Here is an 18,149-nt window from a genome sequence, read left to right as displayed (position 1 = left end):
GAATGCAAAATCACACGCTTTTACATTTCATTAGTTGAAATGAATACTTGGCGTTTGTTTAATGTAATTGATAAGGTATGTTGGATTGTGCGGTCGAGGGCTGAAATGCCTTAATTAACGACCCGATGTCTAACCAATATGAACGACACGCCGACCCACGCCATAACGTGACAAGGTGATAGTCCCTTTTAAACTGTGGAAGTAATGATGGAATCAACAGAAAAGTTGACCGACACCAACGCAATTCTTGCGTATTTATATGAAACATTTCCTTTATGCTTTATCGCTGAAGGTGAAACTAAGCCTCTAAAAATAGGATTGTTTCAAGACTTGGCTGAAAGGTTAGCTGATGATTCTAAAGTCAGTAAAACGCAATTAAGAATCGCCTTGCGCCGTTACACCAGTAGCTGGCGTTATCTTAAAGGCGTTAAAGCTGGGGCGCAGCGTGTCGATCTTGACGGTAATGAGTGTGGCGAGCTGGAGCAAGAGCATATTGATCATGCTCAGGCTACACTGAAAGAAAGTCAGGAGAAGGCCAAGGCTAAGCGTGCAGCGAAAGCCGCTGCGGAGAAGACTGACAAGCCAGGCCCTAAGGCAGAAAAGAAGGCCTTTAAAAAGCCATTACCTAAGCGCAGCAAGCCTGCTCCTAAGGTGACTAAGCCGCAAGTTGAGGCGCAAAATTTAAGTCCTGCCGTACTCACCGAGTTGAAACCAAATCAACGCGTGAGTGTCAAATTAGGTAAATCGCCTGTCGCAGGCGTTATTCTGGACATCAAGAAAGAAGATGTTCAAGTGCAGTTAGATTCGGGATTGACGGTAAAAGTACCTGTAGAACATATCCTGCTATAACTGTTCATCGTATAAAGGAGTAACTTGTTGATGCGAAAACTCACTCTGGCAGCATCCATTGCCAGCATATTTGTAGGATTCTCGGCTTGGGCACTGACGCCCAGTATTCCATCTAGCGAGTTGCCCTCTTTAACACAAGAGCCGCAACATAAAGTGGCAAGCAAGCGAGTGACAGGCCTGTTCACTCGCGCCCATTATCACAGATTCGATCTGGATGATGCCTTTTCACAGCAGGTGTTCGAGCGCTATCTTAAGCAGCTCGATTACCGTCGCAATGTCCTGCTTCAAAGCGATATCGACAGTTTCAAACAGTATTCAAATCAGTTCGATGATATGCTGAAGAGCGGTGATTTAGCGCCGGCCTATAAGATGTTCGATCTGGTGCAGCAGCGTCGTTACGATCGTTTCGCCTATGCGTTATCCCTGCTGGATAAGGAGATGGACTTTAATCTCCCTGGTGATAGTTACCAGTACGACAGAGATGAAGCCGCCTGGCCGAAAGATGAGGCTGAAATTAACGAACTGTGGCGTCAACGTGTTAAATACGATGCCTTGAACCTTAAACTGACCGGTAAGAACTGGGATGAGATCGTTGAGGTACTTGAGAAGCGTTATAACAATGCCATCAAGCGTCTGAGTCAGACCAAGAGTGAAGATGTATTCCAGGGTGTGATGAACGCCTTCTCTCGTAGCGTCGAGCCACACACCAGTTACCTGTCACCTCGCAACGCCGAACGTTTCCAGATGGAGATGAACCTAAGCCTTGAAGGCATAGGCGCGGTATTACAGATGGATGATGATTATACGGTGATCAAGAGCCTGGTTGCTGGTGGCCCTGCGGCTAACAGTGAAAAACTGGCGCCGGAAGATCGTATTGTGGGTGTCGGCCAGGAAGGTAAAGAGATAGTCGATGTGATCGGCTGGCGACTGGACGATGTGGTCGAGTTGATCAAGGGCCCTAAAGGCAGCAAGGTGATTTTGCAGATCCTGCCTAAGAAGGGGGGCTCAGCGGCTAAGCCTATCGATGTCACCATAGTTCGTGACAAGATACGCTTAGAAGATCGCGCCGCGACCTCAGAAGTGATTGAACCATCAACCGGTGATTATGCTGGTCGCAAGGTGGGAGTGATTAAGATCCCTGGCTTCTACATGAACCTGTCACAGGATGTCACCAAAGAGTTGGTGAAACTCAAAGAAGCTAAAGTCGAAGGTGTGGTGATTGACCTGCGTGGTAATGGTGGTGGTGCCTTAACCGAAGCAACACTGTTAACCGGTCTGTTTATCGAGCAGGGTCCAGTGGTTCAGATCCGTGACGCAAACGGTAAGGTGTCACAAAATCGCGACAACGACGGCCGTGTGACCTATTCAGGGCCACTTACCGTGATGGTAGATCGCTATAGTGCTTCGGCATCAGAAATTTTTGCTGCTGCTTTACAAGATTATGACCGAGCATTGATCGTCGGTGAGTCGACATTTGGTAAAGGCACGGTACAACAGCATAAGAGTCTTGGTCGTATCTATGATATGTACGACAAGCCGATAGGCCATGTGCAGTACACTATTGCCAAGTTCTACCGTATCAATGGTGGTAGTACACAGCTAAAAGGGGTCACACCGGATATTCCATTCCCGAGTGCTCTGGAGCCTGGTGAGTATGGCGAGGCTGAAGAAGACAATGCACTGCCATGGGACAAGGTGCCTGTTGCTCAATACGGTACCCTTGGCGATATAAACCCTGAGTTAGTGACTCATTTGGACTCACGTCATCAGCAGCGTATTAAGAAAGATGTTGAATTTGGCTATATCGAGCAAGATATCGCAGAGTTTAAGAAGAGCCATAAAGAAACCAGTGTTTCTCTGGTGGAGAAAGAGCGTATCGCCGAGCGTGAAGCCAATGACGATAAGCAACTTGCCCGTCTTAACGAGCGCCGTGCGGTGGAAGGGTTAGAAGCGCTTAAATCGCTAGATGACGCCGAAGACGATGTGAAAGCGCCTGATGCGTTTTTAGATGAAACTGTCTATATCACACTGGATCTGGTGGATATGGATAAAGTGGCTAAAAATCAGGTGAAATAGTATTGAGCCAGACTTAATAAAAACGCGCTATTGGCGCGTTTTTTTATAATCTTTTCAGATGAGGGAATGTGAATGGCACAGGTTAAGGCCAAATATTTAAAAGATTATCGAGCACCGGACCACACAATAACCCAGGTGGATCTCTCCTTTGTATTGGATGGTGCTAACACTCAGGTAACGGCGGTGAGCCAGGTTCGCCGAGTTAACGACACAGCCAAGACCTTGGTACTTGATGGTGAGAGCCTGACAGTGAGTCAGTTGCTGGTCAATGGCCAAGCTCATGAGTACCGCGAGGTCGAAGGCCAGTTGCATCTTGATACCGATTTAGCATCCTTTGAGCTAACCATAGTGACTCAGCTGGATCCCCAGGCAAACTTGGCACTCGAAGGGCTATATATGTCTGATGGCGCCTATTGTACTCAGTGTGAGGCGGAAGGCTTTAGACGTATCACTTATTTCCTCGATCGCCCCGATGTTCTAGCTGTCTATTCGGTGCGTATCGAAGCCGATAAGGCAGCCTTTCCTTATCTGTTGAGTAATGGTAACCGCGTCGACAGTGGCGATCTGGGCAATGGGCGTCATTTTGTCTGTTGGCAAGATCCTTTCCCCAAACCCGCTTACCTGTTCGCCTTGGTGGCTGGTGATTTTGATCTGCTTAGCGACAGCTTTACCACTAAGAGCGGCCGCGAAGTGGCGCTGCAGGTATTTGTCGATAAAGGTAATCTGCACAAGGCACATCATGCGATGCTGTCACTGAAAAAGTCGATGGCCTGGGATGAAAGCCGCTTCGACCTAGAATATGATCTTGATATCTACATGATCGTCGCGGTGGATTTCTTCAACATGGGCGCCATGGAAAACAAAGGTCTGAATGTATTTAATACAAAATATGTGTTGGCCGATAAAGACTCAGCCACCGATGAGGATTATCACGGTATTGAGTCTGTGGTAGGGCATGAGTATTTCCATAACTGGACCGGCAACCGGGTGACTTGTCGCGACTGGTTCCAATTGAGCCTGAAAGAGGGGCTGACTGTCTTTAGAGACCAAGAATTCAGTTCCGATATGGGCTCACGCGCGGTTAATCGTATTCATGCGATCAAGGTGATCAAGAATCAGCAGTTCGCCGAAGATAGTGGGCCGATGGCCCATGCGATCCGTCCAGATTCCGTCATTGAGATGAACAATTTTTATACCGTGACCGTGTATAACAAGGGCGCCGAAGTGATCCGCATGATGCACACCTTATTAGGTGAGCAGGGCTTCCAGGCGGGGATGAAGTGTTATTTCGAGCGTCATGATGGACAGGCGGTAACCTGTGATGATTTTGTGGCGGCGATGGAAGATGCCAGCGGTGTAGATCTGAGCCAGTTTAGGCGTTGGTATAGTCAATCCGGTACGCCTGAGCTGACTATCCTTGAGGCCTATGATGCGGATAAGCAAGAGTATCGCCTCACTGTTAGCCAGCATACTCCGGCAACGCCTGATCAAAGCGAGAAGCTGCCTTTACATATTCCGTTGGATCTTGAGCTGATCGCTAGCGATGGTCGTTCGCTACTCAGTCAAGTCTTTAGCGTCACAGAGACAGAGCAAGAACTGGTATTTAGTGAGATGGCTGAGCGCCCTGTGCCGTCTTTACTGCAAAACTTTTCGGCGCCAGTCAGACTCAAGTTTGATTATAGCGTCGAGCAACTCATTCATTTGATGCGTTATGCGAGTAGCGAAGTGGCTAAATGGGAGGCTTCTGCAGCCTTATTTAGCCAGGCCGTTTGGGGTAACGTTGAACATCTTAAGGCGCAGCAGTCTATGTATGTTGACCCTCGACTCGTCGATGCGGTTAAAGGCTTGCTGCTCGATGAAGCCTTGGACAAGGCGTTACTTGCAGAGGTGCTGAACTTCCCAAGCCTGAATACCTTGGTAGAGCAGGTGGGACAGGTCGATCTGGACGCATTGGCGGCGGCGCGAGAGTTTTTGATTGAGGAAATTGCCTCAGGTTGTGAAGATGAACTTGTGGCGCGCTATCGTGAGTTGGCCTCCCAGGATGATGCCGGAGCCAGAGCCTTAAAGAATGCTTGTTTAACCCTGCTATTGCAGATGTCTGATGCTCATCAAGTCTTGGCACAGCGACAATATGAACAGGCCAACAATATGACCGACAGCCTAGGCGCCCTGGCTGCGTTGAATCAGGAAGCGTCTCAATTACGAGACAGTTTACTTTCTGATTTTCACCAGAAATGGGCCGATACGCCATTGGTGATGGACAAGTGGTTGACTCTACATGCCTGTTGTCTAGGTGAGGATCGCGTGACGGCGCTGCGTGAGTTAACACTGCACAGTGCCTTTAGCTTCTCCAACCCTAATCGCGTACGTTCCTTGATTGGCGCTTTTGCTGCGGCTAATCCGCTCTCGTTCCATCAGCCTGATGGTAGCGGATATCGATTTTTGACCGAGGCAATCATTAAACTCAATACCTTAAATCCTCAGGTTGCTGCGCGTATTATCACGCCATTGATCCAATTTAAGAAGTTTGATGAGCAGCGTCAGAAGTTGATGCGAGCTGCGCTAGAAGAGATATTGGCCTTGCCAGATCTGTCGAAGGACCTTTACGAGAAGGTGTCTAAGGCGCTGGCATAAGTTAGTAGGGCGAGGTGCTTAGCATCTCGCCATTTTTTTAAACTAAGACTATGATGATATTTACTTTTCCTATTCAGGTGAGTTACCAGGATTTTCTCAATTACTATCAAGGAAGTATCGATAAAATTGAGGTTAGAGATATTTCAGGGAAGATCCTCTGGATACACGCTCGCCATTTTCGGCCTTTTTTAACCACGTCAGGCATAAAGGGTTATTTTCGACTGGAACTCGATGATAACGGACAGTTCGTTTCCCTCACTCCACTATAAGTTTTAGAGTATATACTTCAAACGAATGATTGTGCTCCACTCAAAATTTTGTCTCCCAATCTAAAAGTTTAATTGCCTGTTTCTGCTTGTTTTTTCAATAGCCGTTTTTCATCTGGTATGACTTGTTAGAAAGAATTTAAATCAGTCGTTTGAAAATAGATAAGTCCTTTAGCTTAAGTGTACAAATCTCAAGGTAATTTTCTGTTTTTTCGCCTTGCTCATCCCACCTAAATGCTGTAACAATGGTGTTACCTGTACGCTAACAAGATGTTGGCCATCATTCCTATAACAAAGAATCCAGCAGGTTACGGAGAAGAGCTAAAAATGAAAAACGTTAAAAATGGCTTTAACAAGTCAGCGCTAGCTTTGGGGATCGTTGCGGCGTTGAGTGTTGGGGTGACATCTGGCGTACAAGCCGTGTCATTCGATTGGGGAGAAGTGCAAGGTTCATTCGATTCAACCTTCAGTGCCGGTGCAAGTTGGCGGGTAGAAGAACGTGATTGGAATGACCAGATTGGCAAGGTTAATCACCCGCGCTTCGATTGGTCTAATTATTCGGCATTTAATAATACTAAGTACACTTCGACTGAGATTTGGGCTCAGCCAGGGTCTTACTCAAGCAACGGTGATTTGGGTAACTTGCTCTACTCACAGGGCGATGTGACCTCCATGGTCTTTAAAGGCCTGCACGAGTTGTCGTTAAAGTATAAGAATTTCGGTTTGTTTGCTCGTGGCATGTATTTCTACGATCAGAAAGCCAACAATGGTAGCTACGGCTACAGCGATCCGATAACGGGCAAGGAATATGATCCTTGTGCCGACTCAGAAGCTTCTGAAGTGCAATGTAAAGATGTGCGCTTGCTGGATGCATTCATCTATGGTGATTTCGACTTTAACGATGGTGCCAATCCACTTAGCGTCCGTATCGGTAACCAGGTGGTGTCATGGGGTGAAAGTACCCTTATTCCACATGGTATTGGTGTGATCAATCCAGTTGACCTGAATATTCTTAATGCACCGGGTGCAGAACTGAAAGAAGCCTTCAGACCTCAAGGGATGATTTGGGCATCATTGGGTATTAGTGAATCGCTCTCCCTTGAAGCCTTTTATCAGTATGATTGGCAGCCTGTTTGGGTTCCAACACCTGGTTCTTATTTCTCAACCAATGATTTCGCCGGTTACGGTGGTTACTCGCAAAACGCTCAGCTTGGCTTTAACGCCAACCCAGATATTAATCTAGATTTTCTGATCGAAGAGTATCAACAGCTGTCCGCTATGGTGGCGTCAGGCCAGTATGATGCTGCGACCTTAGGATCACTTGCCTTGGCTTATCCAACCAAAGTGACCCTGATGCAAGATCAGGCCAGCGCCAGTGACTCGGGCCAATATGGTATTAAGCTAGGTTACTATGCCCCTGAGCTAGGTGAGACAGAGTTTGGTTTCTATTACATGAATTACCATAGTCGACGTCCGTTGATCAGCGGTACAGCGGCTAACTTTACCCAAGAGGCAATAGGTAAAGATTTAGCGACCCTGGCTGCCATTGGCGCGACAGGTGGTGAAGTTGACCGTCAAACCTTGCTGGGGTTAGAGACCTTCTCCAAGGCGCAGATTGAATACCCGGAAGATATCAAACTATACGGCTTTAGTTTCAATACTCTGGTTGGCGATACCTCGGTAGCTGGTGAAATTGCCCATCGTCAAGATGAGCCACTGCAGATCGATGATGTAGAATTGCTGTTTGCCGCTATGCCACAGCAGCTAGCCAACGCGGGTCTTCGCCCAGATTTAGACGGTATTTCACAGGTGAAGGGCATCGGCTCGGGTGAAGCGGCCGAAGGCTATATTCTGCGTGATACCACACAAGCGCAGGTGACCTTTACTCATCTATTTGGTCCGACTCTGGGCACTGATAACCTGGTGGTGTTGGCCGAGGTCGGTGGCGTATGGATCCATGATATGCCTGGCTTTGACGAGCTGCGTCTCAATGGACCGGGGACGGCACGTTCAGGCGGTAACCCTGATATGCCAGGGATCATCGAGGCTGTTCACAATGGCCCTGAAACCAACCCATTCCCGACCGATTTTGCCTGGGGCTATCGTTTTGTGGCCAAGGCTGAATACAACAACCTGTTTGCCGGGGTCAACATGGCACCGCGCATCATCTTCTCCCATGATGTTAAAGGGATCACACCCGATCCTATGTTCCTTTTCACCGAAGGTAAGAAGTCAGTCGCCATCGGCATTAACTTCGATTACCAGAGCCGTTGGGGAGCCGATGTTTCCTATAACTCTTTCTTCGGTGGTGTTGGCACCACGAATCTGATGTCAGATCGTGATTACGTGTCATTTAACATCAAGTATTCAATCTAATTCACAAGGACAATAAGAATGAAAAAATTAACACTATTGTCGGCAGCTGTGATCGTTGCTTTAACTGCGCCAACGGCCTTTGCGAAAGTATCAGAGGCGCAGGCGGCAAAACTCGGTACCGAACTGACGCCGCTAGGTGGCGAAAAGGCGGGTAACGCCGACGGTTCTATTCCAGCCTGGGATGGCGGTATTACCCAAGCTGTGGCGGGTTATGAGAAAGGTATGCATCATCCCGATCCCTTCGCAGCCGATAAGATTGAGTTTACTATCACCAATGCCAATAAAGATCAGTATAAGGACCATCTCACCGAAGGTCAGCTAAAGCTATTTGATCTTTATCCTGATACGTTCAAGATGAATGTGTATCAGACTCGCCGAACCGCTTCTGTTCCTCAGTTTGTGTACGACGCGACTAAAGCCAATGCCACTCGCGCCGAATTGGTTGCCGATGGTAACGGGATTTCTGGGGGCTCGATTGGTGTGCCGTTTCCTATTCCACAAAATGGTTTAGAAGCGATTTGGAACCACGTATTGCGTTTTCGTGGCGTAGACGTTGAGACTGCCCGTAGCCAGGCAGCGCCAACGGCATCGGGTAGCTACACCTTAGTAGAAACCGCCGAAGAGATACGTTTTGAGTATTCTCGCCCAGAGATGACACTGGATAAATTGAAAGAGTCTAATACCCTGTTTTACTTTAAGCAGGTCGTGACACAGCCAGCTCGTCTTGCAGGTACCGCGCTCTTGGTTAAAGAGACCATGGATCAGGAAGCCTTGCCTCGTCAGGCATGGACCTATAACACAGGGCAGCGCCGCGTACGTAAGGCGCCAAATGTCGCTTTCGATACCCCGGGCACAGTGTCTGATGGTCTGCGCACAACAGATGATTTCGATATGTTCAACGGCTCGCCAGTTCGTTACAACTGGGAGTTAATGGGTAAGAAAGAGATCTACATTCCCTACAACGACTATAAGCTCCATTCAGACAAGCTAAAATATGAGCAGATCCTGCAGCCTGGTCATATCAATCCAGAGCATGTTCGTTGGGAGAAACACCGTGTTTGGGTGGTCAAGGCGCAACTAAAAGAGGGGATGCGTCATATCTATAAGACACGTGTCTTCTACCTAGATGAAGATTCATGGCAGGTGTCTTTGTCGGATATGTATGACAACCGCGACGAGTTATACCGTGTCGCCGTCGCTCATGCGATTAACTACTATGAAGTACCAACACACTGGACCACGCTTGAAGTGATCCATGATCTACAGTCACGTCGTTATCTGGCTATGGGTCTCGACAACGAAGGACGTATGTATAACTTTGATGCCCAGCTGAGTGAAGCCAACTTTACGCCAGCGGCATTGAGACGTGCTGGTATTCGTTAAGCACTTATGCGTTATGGACTAATTCTATAAAGAATTAGGGGAGAGGGGCCAACAGGCCCCTCATTTCACGAAAGGAAGTTTGTATGTGGTTTAGCATGCTTCGGCTTGTCGCGTTATCTTCTCTGTTTATTGCCTCCACGTTTCCTGCTTATAGCGCGGAAGAAGTGGTTGGCTCAGATAAACAACCCTTGGCCACTCACTCTCTGGTATTGGATATTGCCAAGCAGGGAGAGACTGTGATTGCCGTTGGCGATCGTGGTCATCTATTTCATTTTACCGATCAATGGCAGCAGGTTAGTTCACCAACCCGTGCACTGTTAACCAAGGCGACGCTGCTAACGCCTGAGCTTGGCTGGGCAGTGGGGCATGATGCGACCATTTTGCATACTCAAGATGGCGGCAAGACTTGGGCGAAACAGATGAGCTCTGCTGAAATCGAAAAGCCTTTCTTAGATGTGCTGTTCTTTGATGCCCAGCAGGGGATCGCCATTGGCGCTTATGGCCTGTTCTATCGTACTCTCGATGGCGGTAAGCAGTGGCAGCAGGAGTTTCATACTGAGCTGTTATATGAAGAAGATCAGGCTTATCTAGAGGAGCTAAAAGCGGAGGATGAAAGCCTTTATCTTCAAGAGCGTAGTACTTTATTGCCGCATTTTAATCGCGTTGTACGCTTAGCCGATAACCGTCTTTTGATGGTGGGCGAGCTCGGATTAGCTGCTGTTTCACAAGACAATGGTCTGAGCTGGCAACGTATTGATTTCCCATATGAAGGGTCACTTTTTAATGTGTTAGTGGCTAAGCAGGGGATCTATGTGCTCGGTCTCAGGGGGAATCTGTTTAAGAGCGATGGGGATCTTGAGCAGTGGCAGGAAATAGCGCTCACCACTAACTCTACCCTCAATGGCGGCATAGTGCTCAGTGACGATAAAGTCAGGCTCGTGGGCAACGGTGGTGTGGTCATTGATGTTACCGCCGATGATAGCGTCGAGTTGGTGGCACAGCGCCAAGGGGAAAACCTAGTGTCAATTGGTAAGGATACCAAAGGCAAGCTTTGGCTTGCTGGTACAAAAGGCTTCGTTGCATTACAACAAGAATAATAAGGCCCAGGCATGTTAGATAAATTAGTTAATGGATTAGAGTCCTTCCTGTTTCGGCAACGGGCCTATGTAATATTCGCCTTTTTGCTGGCAACTCTGTTTCTCGGGTTTCAAGCCAGTCATCTGAAGATGGATGCGGCTTTTGTTAAGAATATTCCGCTTAATCATAGCTATATGCAGACTTATCTGAAGCATCAGAAGCAGTTCGGCGGCGCTAACAGCATCATGGTGTCGGTAGAGGACACCAGCGGTAACATATTTAATCCCAATTTTTTCAATACCCTTAAGCAGGTCCATGATCAGCTGTTCTTCATTCCTGGGGTCGATCGTGCTCAGGTAAAGTCTCTCTATTCACCCTCAACCCGTTTTACCGAGGTGGTGGAAGATGGATTTGCCGGTGGCCCGGTGATTCCGGCTGATTTTTCCACAACGCCTGCCGGGCTAGAGGTGGTCCGCAGTAATATTGAGAAGGCCGGTATCGTCGGGCGCCTCATTGCGGAAGATTACTCGGCAGCCATGGTAACGGCCCAATTGATGGATTTTGACCCGCAAACCGGTGAGCCCCTCGATACCTTGGCCTTTGCCAGTCAGCTTGAAAATGAGCTGCGAGGTCAATATGAAAACGATCAGATAAAGGTTCATATTATCGGCTTTGCAAAGATGGCCGGCGATGTTGCCGAAGGCGCCAAGGGCGTCGTGCTTTTCTTCGCGATTGCCATCTTAGTGACCGCCGTGATGGTTTATCTGTTCTCGCAATCCGTAAAGCTGACCCTGCTGCCTCTAGTATGTAGTTTGGTGGCCGTAGTTTGGCAGCTAGGTTTGCTCACTGTGGTGGGTTTTGGCCTAGATCCCATGTCGATACTGATCCCTTTCTTGGTGTTTGCTATCGGGGTGAGTCATGGGGTGCAGATGATCAACGCGGTCAGACGCCGTGTTGGTGAGGGCGAGATCACCAAAGCCGCGGCGGCGCTGGCTTTTAGAAGCCTGCTGATCCCGGGCGGTATTGCGCTGCTCTCTGATACCGTTGGTTTTATGACTCTGCTGGCGATTGATATCGGTATCATCCGTGAGCTAGCAATTTCGGCCTCCTTGGGTGTGGCAGTGATCATTCTGACCAACCTGGTGCTTCTGCCGCTGCTGATCTCATATACCGAAGTGAAGGCGCTGCCACCCAAGGAAAATAGCCGTGTCGATGAGCTTTGGCGTAAACTCTCTTATTTTGCCACGCCTAAGTATGCAGCCGTAGTACTCGTCGCCACTGTGGTGCTGTATGGCGTCGGATTGCAGCAAGCGAACAAGATGAAAATAGGCGATCTGCAAGGTGGAGCGCCGGCGCTACATTTTGATAGTCGCTACAACCAGGACACTTTCTATATTACCGATCACTTCTCTATCACCACAGATGTGATGACTGTGATTGTCGAAGCCTTCCCTGAGGCCTGTACCTACCATGATGTGCTGACACAGATAGATGAGTTTGAGTGGTTAGTGGCTAATACCCCTGGTGTGGAGTCTACTGCGAGCCTGGCGTCTGTTGCTAAGCGGGTTAACGCCGGCTTTAACGAAGGTAATCCCAAGTGGCAGGTGTTGCCGCGCACCACTGCGAGTCTGGTTCAGGCGGTAGGGCAGATCCCAACCACTTCGGGCTTGCTCGACGGGAACTGCTCTGTGATGCCTGTGTATCTGTTTCTTAAAGATCACAAGGCAGAAACTATAGAGACGGTGATCGATAAGGTTAAAACCCTGTCAGCCAAGATGGACAACGACAAGCTTAAGTTTAAGCTGGCATCGGGGCCTGTGGGGGTGATGGCCGCCACCAACGAGGCGGTTGCCGAGGCGCAGATGCCGATGATGCTCTATGTTTATGGCGCAGTGTTTGTGCTCTGTCTAATCAGCTTTAGGTCGATTAGAGCAACTATTGCCGTGATCCTGCCGCTCTATGTGGTGTCCACACTGGCCCAGGCGCTGATGACCCAACTCGACATCGGCTTGGCGGTAAGTACCTTACCTGTTATTGCCCTCGGCGTGGGGATAGGTGTCGATTACGGCATCTATATCTTGTCGACCATGGCGGTGAAACTCAGAGACGGTATGCCAGTACAGACGGCCTATCATCAGGCCTTAGTCGAGCGGGGCAGTGCGGTGATCTTTACCGGCCTGACCTTAGCCATAGGCGTAAGTACCTGGTTCTTTTCTGCGCTAAAGTTCCAAATGGACATGGGGATCCTGTTAACTTTCATGTTTTTAGTGAATATGTTAGGCGCAATAATTATTTTACCGGCGATCGGCGCTGTTTTTTGGCGTAAGCCGCGATAGTGGACTGAAAGAGAGAGCATTGGCTCTCTCTTTTTTTGCATAGTTACGCTTACTTTACGATTGTTTTTTCATCATGAGCTTCCATATGGCCGCAAAACCCCGAGGGATGAGGATCTACCACTAAAATAGTTCTCGAAAATTGGCACATTTAGTAATAAACTTCGCGCTATGACTTAGGTCACATAATTAGATTTGGCCTGTCATATGCTCAAGCATCCATAAAATTACAAAAACGCTGCCATAGACCCTAAAGGAAACAGCAACATGGCCTTGAAAGATGCAATGCCTTCAGTACTACTTGAGAACGTAGTCAGCCTCATTCACTCCAAAGTTCCCAATACACAAGCCAAACAAGTTGAACAGTTCGCAACTTGTATTTATGCCCATATGTCAAAAGATGACTTGCAACACCGCAATGACAGTGATCTTTACGGCGCCGTACTCAGTCTCTGGAATGCCGCGAACAAAACGCCTGTTGGCGAGACCCATATTCGCGTGTTTAATCCGAGTCAATCTAAGCATGGTTGGAAATCATCCCACTCGATTATCGAGGTGATTCAACCTGATATGCCTTTCCTGGTTGACTCTGTGGGGATGGCGCTAAACCGTATGGGGATCACTACCCATATGATGCTGCATACGCCTTTGACCGTGAAGCGTGAGCAAGGCGACATCACTAGTGTCAGCTATAACGACGATAAGGACGAGCATAACGATAGAGTGGCTGTGTTCCTGATTGAGATCGATAGACTCAGCAGCGACGCTGATATCAAGAGCCTTGAGAAAGAGATTCAGTCTGTTCTGGGTGATGTCGCCGCTTCGGTTAACGATTGGCAGGCCATGTCTAACAAGTTGACCGAGACCATTGCCGAGCTGCCAGACCGTCCTTTTCCTGGTGAGAAGCGTGAGTTAGATGAAGCGATTAACTTCTTAACTTACCTTAACAATCATCACTTTACCTTGTTGGGCTATCGTCGTTACGACCTGCATAAGGTGGAAGGTGACCTTGAACTGGTACCGGCAAACGAGACCAGTCTTGGCTTGATGAACGTACCGGGAAAACCTAAGAATACTAAAGGCTTGATGCTTTCAAGCTTGTCTGATTCTGCTCGTAAGGAAGCACTGGATAGCAGCTTACTTATTCTGACCAAGAGCACAGAGAAGAGCCGTGTTCACCGTCCTGCATATGTTGATTATATCGGTATTAAGCGATTTGACGAGCAAGGCAATGTGATAGGTGAAGATAGATTCATCGGTCTGTACGCCTCTAATCTTTACAACCGCAGCCCACGTGAGATCCCGCTGCTGGCAGAGAAAATCCAGCGTGTGCTCGACGACTCTGGCCTGACGCCACACTCTCATGACTACAAGGCTTTGATGCATATTCTCGAAACCTTGCCAAGAGACGAGATTGTTCAGGCGCGCGAAACTGAACTGGCCAACATGGCCCGCGGCGTGCTTGAGATGCAAGATCGCGACAAGCTTAAGCTATTTGTTCGTAAAGATGGCTTTGGCCGTTTTCTCTCTTGCCTGGTGTATGTGTCTAAGGACAGATACAACACTAAGCTGCGTGAAGATACTCAGCGTATCTTGGCTCGACACTTCAATACTAAAGAAGATGTTGAATTTACGACTTATTTTTCTGAGTCAACGCTCGCGCGTACTCATTACATAGTCAAAGTTGAAAATAATATTACGGATGTAGATGTGGCTGCCATCGAAAACAATCTAATTGAAGCTGCGCGTTCATGGGAAGATAAGTTAAACACAGCGCTGATCACTGCCCAAGGCGAAGAGTCGGGTAACCGTTTGGTGAAGCGTTATGTTAATGCGTTCCCCCGTAGCTATAAAGAAGATGTGTTGCCTAGCTCAGCCGTGGTTGATGTCGAGCACCTAGAGGCCCTTGACGATGACCATAAACTGGGCATGCTCTTCTATCAGCCACAGGAAACGGCATTAAAAGACAACAAAGTCCGTCTAAAGCTGTTCCATAAAGATGAGCCGATCCATCTATCTGACGTATTGCCTATGCTGGAAAATTTCGGCCTACGTGTGATCAATGAGCGTCCTTATGAAGTGATCACCGCAGATGGTGCAACCTTCTGGATCTTGGACTTTTTGATGACGGTACAAGGTGCAGCGGTCGATAATTTGGCCGATAGCCAAGATAGATTCCAGACAGCATTATCACAGGTTTGGCGTAAAGAGCTTGAAGATGACGGCTTTAACCGTCTGGTTCTGGCTACTGGCTTATCGGGCCGTGAAGTTTCAGTGCTACGTGCCTACGCAAAATATATGCGTCAAATCGATGCGACCTTTAGTCAGGCGTATATCGAAGAGACCTTCAGTTGCTACCCACAGATAGCCGATCTTCTGGTGAAGATGTTTATCCGTAAGTTCAACCCTAAGCTCAAGACTCGTACTTTAGCTAAGTTTGTTGAGCAGATTGATATGCGTCTGGAAGATGTGTCTAGCCTAGATGACGACCGTATCATTCGTCGTTACCTGGATCTGATCAATGCAACGCTGCGTACCAACTTCTATCAGGTGCTGCCAGATGGTAGTAACAAGCCTTACGTGTCATTTAAGTTCTCGCCTGAAGAGATCCCAGAAATGCCACGTCCGCTGCCGAAGTTTGAGATCTTTGTATACTCTCCAAGAGTAGAGGGTGTTCACCTTCGTGGTGGTAAGGTGGCTCGTGGTGGTCTGCGCTGGTCAGATCGTCGTGAAGATTTCCGTACCGAAGTGTTGGGTCTGGTGAAAGCCCAGCAGGTGAAGAACACCGTAATTGTCCCTGTAGGTGCCAAGGGTGGCTTCGTTTGTAAGCAACTGCCAACAGACGGTGGACGCGATGCCTTCTTTACCGAAGGTCAAGAATGTTACCGCCTGTTTATCCGTGGACTGCTGGATATCTCTGACAATATTGTCGAAGGTGAAATCGTTCCTCCTATTAATGTGGTACGTCATGATGAAGACGATCCATATTTGGTTGTGGCGGCCGATAAAGGCACCGCGACCTTCTCAGATATCGCTAACGCTATCTCTGAAGAGTATGGCTTCTGGTTAGGTGACGCCTTCGCATCTGGTGGTAGCAACGGTTACGATCATAAGAAGATGGGTATCACGGCACGTGGTGCATGGGAATCGGTTAAACGCCACTTCCGCGAAATTGGTATCGATTGCCAGACAACTGATTTCACCTGTTTGGCGATTGGTGACATGGCCGGTGACGTATTTGGTAACGGTATGCTGCTCTCTGAGCACACCCGTCTGGTGACAGCCTTCAACCATATGCATATCTTCATCGACCCTAATCCGGATGCGGCGATCAGTTACAAAGAGCGTGCACGTCTGTTCGAAATGCCGCGTTCTAGCTGGGAAGATTACAATAAAGACTTGATCTCAAAGGGTGGCGGCATCTTCCTGCGCTCGGCCAAGTCAATCACACTGACACCAGAGATGAAGAAGATGCTTGATACTAAGAAAGCATCTATGACACCTAACGAGCTGCTTAAAGAGTTGCTGAAGATGAAGGTGGATCTGATCTGGAACGGTGGTATCGGTACTTATATTAAGGCTACCAGCGAAACTCATGCTGAAGTAGGCGACCGTGCCAACGACGCGCTGCGTGTTAACGGTAAAGAAGTTCAGGCTCGCATCATAGGCGAGGGTGGTAACTTAGGTTGTACCCAGCTTGGTCGTATCGAATATGCTGCAAACGGCGGCCGTATGAACACCGACTTCGTGGATAACGTGGGTGGTGTGGACTGTTCGGACAACGAAGTTAACATCAAGATCTTGCTAAACGCCATGGTGGCCGAAGGTGAGATGACGGTGAAACAGCGTAATCGTCTGTTGGTTGAGATGACTGACGAAGTCAGCCGCATCGTACTGCAAGACTGTAAGGATCAGACCCGTACCATCTCTGTGACTCAGGTGCGCGGCGCCGAGCAGTTGAAAGAGCAGATCCGCTTCATCCATTACCTAGAAAAAGAAGACAAGCTCGACAGAGCCTTAGAGTTCCTGCCATCTGATGATGAGCTGGCAGAGCGCTTAGCTAATGGCAAGGCACTAACTCGTCCTGAACTGTCGGTATTAGTGGCTTACGCCAAGATGGTATTGAAAGAGCAGTTGCTGACACCGGAAATTACTGACGATACATTCTTAAGTCAGCTGTTGATTGAGTATTTCCCGCGTCAGCTACAAGAGAAGTATAGCGACCGTATGGTGACTCACCCGCTGCGAGCTGAAATTATCGCGACTTCGTTGGCCAACGAGTTGGTCAACGATATGGGATTAAATTTCGTACAGCGTATGAAAGATGAGACAGGTGCCTCAGTCGCTGAAGCAGCGATCTGCTACACTATGGCACGTGAAGTATTTGGTTTAGCTGAATTAACTAAATCGATCACGGCGCTAAATGGTGTGGTCCCTGCGGTTGTTCAGGGTGAGATGCTACACCAATTGCGTCGTAATCTACGCCGCGCATGTCGTTGGTTCTTACGTCATCGTAATCGTAACCAGACGATTGAACAGGTAGTGGCATTCTTCAGCCCTGTATTCCAAGAGCTTCGTCAAAATGTTCACCAATATATGGTGGAAGATGAAGTCAACGGTATACGCGCCGAGATCGCTGCCCTAGTGAGAGAGGGTGTGCCAGAGCAGGTAGCGACTGATGTCGTTAATATGAGTACGCTGTTCTCCGCCTTGGATATCTCGCAAATTGCTGAGTTGGAAGATAAGCCGGTAGCCTTAGTTGCCGAGACTTACTATAAACTTGGTGCGCGCATCGACCTGCACTGGTTCCTTGAGCAGATCAGCGCACAACCAGTGGCGAACCATTGGCAAGCGTTGGCGCGAGCGGCATTTAGGGAAGAGCTTGATTGGCAGCAACGTTCACTGAGTTCAGCGGTGTTACGTACTTGCACATCGGTTTGTGACGCTGATGCCATTATTGAACAGTGGGTCGAATCCAATCAGGGCTTATTGGAAAGATGGTTCCACATGCTTGCAGACTTTAAGACCTCGCAGACTCATGAGTTTGCTAAGTTCTCAGTCGCCCTACGTGAGCTAAATCTGTTGATCCTTCATTGTGAAGGTTAATCATAAAACTAAAATATAGTCATCAGCCCTGGCAAATGCCGGGGCTTTT

General features: G+C 48.4%; 9 protein-coding genes. All 9 read left to right on the top strand.

Features of this window, described 5'->3' with window-relative positions:
- The first annotated feature begins 207 nt into the window (after positions 1-207).
- The 9 genes from proQ to CFF01_RS10350 all read left to right on the top strand — a co-directional run bounded on the left by proQ (position 208) and on the right by CFF01_RS10350 (position 18,100).
- Positions 208-849, top strand: a complete 642-nt coding sequence (gene proQ / locus CFF01_RS10390; protein WP_033538328.1) for an RNA chaperone ProQ — start codon at positions 208-210, stop codon at positions 847-849.
- Positions 850-879: 30 nt separating this feature from the next.
- Positions 880-2,925 carry a carboxy terminal-processing peptidase gene (gene prc / locus CFF01_RS10385; RefSeq protein ID WP_088904742.1) on the top strand — a complete coding sequence of 682 codons (2,046 nt, stop codon included), beginning with the start codon at positions 880-882 and terminating at the stop codon, positions 2,923-2,925.
- 72 nt (positions 2,926-2,997) lie between these two features.
- Positions 2,998-5,559 carry an aminopeptidase N gene (pepN, locus tag CFF01_RS10380; protein WP_088904741.1) on the top strand — a complete coding sequence of 854 codons (2,562 nt, stop codon included), beginning with the start codon at positions 2,998-3,000 and terminating at the stop codon, positions 5,557-5,559.
- 53 nt (positions 5,560-5,612) lie between these two features.
- Positions 5,613-5,828 carry a DUF2835 domain-containing protein gene (locus CFF01_RS10375; RefSeq protein ID WP_033538331.1) on the top strand — a complete coding sequence of 72 codons (216 nt, stop codon included), beginning with the start codon at positions 5,613-5,615 and terminating at the stop codon, positions 5,826-5,828.
- A 324-nt stretch (positions 5,829-6,152) separates the two neighbouring features.
- Positions 6,153-8,201 (top strand): DUF1302 domain-containing protein, encoded by a 2,049-nt coding sequence (locus CFF01_RS10370; RefSeq protein WP_033538332.1) that lies wholly within the window; start codon positions 6,153-6,155, stop codon positions 8,199-8,201.
- An 18-nt stretch (positions 8,202-8,219) separates the two neighbouring features.
- Complete coding sequence (locus CFF01_RS10365; RefSeq protein ID WP_033538333.1) at positions 8,220-9,584, top strand: DUF1329 domain-containing protein; 1,365 nt, start codon at positions 8,220-8,222, stop codon at positions 9,582-9,584.
- Positions 9,585-9,667: 83 nt separating this feature from the next.
- A complete protein-coding gene (locus tag CFF01_RS10360; RefSeq protein ID WP_088904740.1) occupies positions 9,668-10,681 on the top strand; it encodes a WD40/YVTN/BNR-like repeat-containing protein in 1,014 nt (337 codons plus the stop codon).
- Positions 10,682-10,693: 12 nt separating this feature from the next.
- Complete coding sequence (locus CFF01_RS10355; protein WP_088904739.1) at positions 10,694-12,997, top strand: efflux RND transporter permease subunit; 2,304 nt, start codon at positions 10,694-10,696, stop codon at positions 12,995-12,997.
- A gap of 264 nt (positions 12,998-13,261) precedes the next feature.
- On the top strand, positions 13,262-18,100 hold the full coding sequence (locus CFF01_RS10350; protein ID WP_088904738.1) for an NAD-glutamate dehydrogenase: 4,839 nt from the start codon (positions 13,262-13,264) through the stop codon (positions 18,098-18,100).
- Positions 18,101-18,149: the final 49 nt, after the last annotated feature.

It is taken from the genome of Shewanella marisflavi, assembly GCF_002215585.1.
Classification (GTDB): Bacteria; Pseudomonadota; Gammaproteobacteria; order Enterobacterales; family Shewanellaceae; genus Shewanella; species Shewanella marisflavi.
Note: the sequence above shows the minus strand (reverse complement) of the source record. Positions and strands in the feature narration are given on the sequence as shown.

Bases quoted from the DNA above. Each gene is read 5' to 3' on its own strand.
- pepN (WP_088904741.1), top strand. From the start codon at position 2,998: ATGGCACAGGTTAAGGCCAAATATTTAAAAGATTATCGAGCACCGGAC.
- CFF01_RS10365 (WP_033538333.1), top strand. From the start codon at position 8,220: ATGAAAAAATTAACACTATTGTCGGCAGCTGTGATCGTTGCTTTAACT.
- CFF01_RS10360 (WP_088904740.1), top strand. From the start codon at position 9,668: ATGTGGTTTAGCATGCTTCGGCTTGTCGCGTTATCTTCTCTGTTTATT.
- CFF01_RS10350 (WP_088904738.1), top strand. From the start codon at position 13,262: ATGGCCTTGAAAGATGCAATGCCTTCAGTACTACTTGAGAACGTAGTC.
- CFF01_RS10375 (WP_033538331.1), top strand. From the start codon at position 5,613: ATGATATTTACTTTTCCTATTCAGGTGAGTTACCAGGATTTTCTCAAT.
- prc (WP_088904742.1), top strand. From the start codon at position 880: ATGCGAAAACTCACTCTGGCAGCATCCATTGCCAGCATATTTGTAGGA.
- CFF01_RS10355 (WP_088904739.1), top strand. From the start codon at position 10,694: ATGTTAGATAAATTAGTTAATGGATTAGAGTCCTTCCTGTTTCGGCAA.
- CFF01_RS10370 (WP_033538332.1), top strand. From the start codon at position 6,153: ATGAAAAACGTTAAAAATGGCTTTAACAAGTCAGCGCTAGCTTTGGGG.
- proQ (WP_033538328.1), top strand. From the start codon at position 208: ATGGAATCAACAGAAAAGTTGACCGACACCAACGCAATTCTTGCGTAT.